The following is a 3,511-nucleotide window of genomic DNA, read 5'->3' on the forward strand; positions in this document are numbered from 1 at the left end:
CCTGGCTGATCGCGATCGAGGGGATGCCGAGCAGCGTGCCCTCCATCGCAGCCGCGATGGTGCCGGAATAGGTCACGTCCTCGGCGACGTTCTGGCCGCGATTGACGCCCGAGAGCACGAGGTCCGGCCGGTTCTCGATCATGATCGAGCGCACCGCCATGATCACGCAATCGGTCGGCGTGCCCGCCACTGCGAAGCGCTTCTCGCCGACCTGACGCAGCCGCAGCGGGTTCGACAGCGACAGCGAATGCGCCACGCCCGACTGGTCGGTCTCCGGGGCGACGACCCAGACATCGTCCGAAAGCTGCGCCGCGATGCGCTCCAGCACCGCCAGCCCCTCGGCATGGATGCCGTCGTCATTGGTCACGAGAATGCGCATGGTCAGAGGTCTTTCATCGCCAGACATCGGAAGCGGCGAACCGCGACAGACCCCCTCTCCCCTCGCGGGAGAGGGTTGGGGTGAGGGGGCGCCGTGCCGGTGCCGACGCGCCAGGTGAAGGATGGCAAACCCGGAAGGTCACGGCGCCCCCTCATCCGGCCGCTGCGCGGCCACCTTCTCCCGCGAGGGGAGAAGGCAAGAACCGTCGCGCCGCTGCTCCACCATCACGCCTTCTCGATCCGCGTCACGCCGCGCATATAGGGCACCAGCGCGTCGGGCACCGTGATCGAGCCGTCGGCGTTCTGGTAGTTCTCCATCACCGCGATCAGCGCCCGGCCGACCGCCGTGCCAGAGCCGTTGAGCGTATGGACGAAGCGCGGCGAGCCGCCCTCCTTGGGCCGGTAGCGGGCATCCATGCGCCGCGCCTGGAAATCGCCGCAGACCGAGCAGGAGGAGATCTCGCGATAGGTCTTCTGGCCGGGCAACCAGACCTCGATGTCGTAGGTCTTCTGCGAGGCGAAACCCATATCGCCGGTGCACAAGGTCATCACCCGGTAATGCAGGTCGAGCTTCTTCAGCACCGCCTCGGCGCAGGACAGCATGCGCTCGTGCTCCTCGGCGGACTTCTCCGGCGTGGTGATCGAGACCAGCTCGACCTTCTCGAACTGGTGCTGGCGCAGCATGCCACGCGTATCGCGCCCGGCCGAGCCGGCCTCGGCCCGGAAACAGGGGGTCAGCGCGGTGTAGCGGCGCGGCAGCTCCTCCTCGGCGAGGATCGATTCGCGGACGAGATTGGTGAGCGGGACTTCGGCGGTCGGGATGAGCCAATGACGTTCGTAGCGCGGAATCGTCGCTAATCGCGCGTTGGCTTGGCGTTTAAATTCCTCACGAAACTCCTCGAAATATTCATCCGGAGCGCCATTTGTCAGCATATCGTAGGCGACCCAGACGTCAGCCTCTAAACGACGCTCCTCCAGATCTTTCTCGTGAACAGTCGCGAACTGATCGTCCTCAAACTTCGGCAGCTGCGCCGTGCCGAACATGGCGTCGTCGCGCACCATCAGCGGCGGCATCACCTCGGTGTAACCGTGCTCCTCGGTATGGGTGTCGAGCATGAACTGCCCGATCGCGCGGGAGAGCCGGGCGATCTGGCGCTCCAGCACGACGAAGCGCGAGCCCGACAGCTTGGCCGCCGTCTCGAAATCCATCTGGCCGAGCGCCTCGCCGAGCTCGAAATGCTCCTTGGGAGCGAAATTCTGGCCGAACAGCCGCCCGCCGACCTTCTCGGGCGCCTCGCCATGCACCGATTTGACGACATTGCCGAGCTCGTCGGCGCCCTCGGGCACCTCGTCCTTGGGCGTGTTGGGGATAGCGGCGAGCGTGTCGTCGAGTTCGGCCTTGGCCGCCTTCTCCTGCGCCTCGAGCTGCGGCTGCAACTCCTTCAGGCTCGCGACCTCGGCCTTGAGCTGCTCGGCGAGGGCGACGTCCTTCGCCCCCATCGCCTTGCCGATCTCCTTCGACAGGGCGTTGCGGCGCTCCTGCGAGGCCTGGGCCTTCGCAATGGCCGAGCGGCGCGCGTCGTCGAGCGCCAGCAGCGAGGCCGAGAGCGGCTCAAGCCCCCGCCGCTTCAGCCCGGTGTCGAACGCCGCGGCGTTCTCGCGAATCCATTTGATGTCGTACATCGTCGTCAGGCCACGCCGTCAGAGGTCGGAAAAACAGCCCGATGCTCTAGACCGGGACGGCCGCGGAGGGAACAGGGATCGTTGCTCATAGCCCCTGATCAACCCCTCCCCAGTCATTCCGGCCAAGCGAAGCGCAGCGCCGGAATCCATCATAGAGCGCAACCCTGACAGGATGTCGCCTTACGATGGATTCCGGAGCTGCGCCGCTTCGCGGCTTGTCCGGAATGACGTGGAGATGTGCGGGAAGCGCGCTACTCGCTCGCCGCGTCGGCCGCATCATCGGCCGCCTGCTTGGCCGCGCGCTTCTTCTCGACATAGGCGACCGAGAAGACCGAGAGCTCGTAAAGCAGCAGCATCGGCACGGCGAGCATGAGCTGCGAGATCACGTCCGGCGGCGTCAGGATGGCGGCGACGACGAAGACGAAGACGATGGCGTAACGGCGCTTTTCCTTCAGGAAAACCGTGTTGATGATCCCGGCCTGGCCGAGCAGCGTCAGGATCACCGGCAGCTGGAAGGAGATGCCGAAGGCGAAGATCAGCGTCATGATCAGCGAGAGATACTCACTGACCTTGGGCAGGAGCGCGATACCGGCCTGCCCGTCGGTCGCCGCCTGCTGCATGCCGATCGAGAACTTCATCAGCACCGGCATGGCGAAGAAGAACACCATCGCCGAGCCGAGCACGAAGAAGACCGGCGTCGCCGCCAGATAGGGCGCGAAGGCCTGGCGCTCGTTCTTGTAGAGCCCCGGCGCGACGAACTTGTAGATCTGCGTCGCGATCACCGGGAAGGCGAAGAAACCCGCGCCGAAAGCCGCGATCTTGATCTGGGTGAAGAGATATTCGAGTGGCGCGGTGTAGATCAGCTGGACGTTCGCACCCGGCCCGGCCGCCCAGACATAGGGCTGCACCAGGATGTTGTAGATCTGCGTCGCGAAGGCGAAGCAGATGAAGAACATCACCAGGAAGGCGATCAGAGACTTGATCAGCCGCGAACGCAGCTCGATCAGATGGTCGATCAGCGGCGCACGGGAGGCCTCGATCTCGTCCTCGCCGTCTCGGGTGTTGGCGACGCTCATGCCGCGCTCCCTTCGTCCGGCCCGGCAGCCACGGCCTTGCGCTTGCGCGGCGCTTTTTCGGGCGCGGGTTCAGGAGACGTCGCCGGCTCGGCGGAAGCGGCCTCGGCCGCCGGCTTGCGGACACGCTTGGGCTTCGGCTCGGGAGCGGGCGCGGCCGCGACCTCGGCCGGCGCGATCTCGACCGGCGGCAACGGCTCCGGAGCCGGAATGGCCGCGAGCTTTGCCTCGGCCTCCTTCAGCGCCGCATCGTCGAGCCCGGTCGAGGCCGGCATCTCGATCGGCTTGAAGTCCGAATTCATCGCGCTCGACACAGTGCCGCCGACATCCTCGACCTGCTTCTTCAGGTCGTGGAGTTCGGCCTCGCGCATCGCCTC

The 3,511-nt window shown here is 66.0% G+C and carries 3 protein-coding genes and 1 pseudogene; all 4 read right to left on the minus strand.

Annotation, left to right across the window (positions count from 1 at the left end):
* Positions 1–379: 5'/3'-nucleotidase SurE (gene surE / locus Q8M82_RS01265; protein ID WP_305689575.1), on the minus strand; the 379-nt coding region annotated here is incomplete at its 3' end.
* Positions 380–603: 224 nt separating this feature from the next.
* Positions 604–2,061 (minus strand): serine--tRNA ligase, encoded by a 1,458-nt coding sequence (serS, locus tag Q8M82_RS01270; RefSeq protein WP_305689576.1) that lies wholly within the window; start codon positions 2,059–2,061, stop codon positions 604–606.
* A 251-nt stretch (positions 2,062–2,312) separates the two neighbouring features.
* Positions 2,313–3,137 (minus strand): twin-arginine translocase subunit TatC, encoded by an 825-nt coding sequence (tatC, locus tag Q8M82_RS01275; RefSeq protein ID WP_305689577.1) that lies wholly within the window; start codon positions 3,135–3,137, stop codon positions 2,313–2,315.
* Positions 3,134–3,511, minus strand: a pseudogene (locus tag Q8M82_RS01280) (hypothetical protein); the annotation flags it as partial. The pseudogene Q8M82_RS01280 and the gene tatC, both read right to left, overlap by 4 nt.

The organism is Allobosea sp. (assembly GCF_030694325.1).
In the GTDB taxonomy this organism is placed as follows: Bacteria; Pseudomonadota; Alphaproteobacteria; order Rhizobiales; family Beijerinckiaceae; genus Allobosea.

Excerpts from the sequence above, each read along its gene's own strand:
- serS (WP_305689576.1), bottom strand. The coding sequence starts at position 2,061 with ATGTACGACATCAAATGGATTCGCGAGAACGCCGCGGCGTTCGACACC.
- tatC (WP_305689577.1), bottom strand. The coding sequence starts at position 3,137 with ATGAGCGTCGCCAACACCCGAGACGGCGAGGACGAGATCGAGGCCTCC.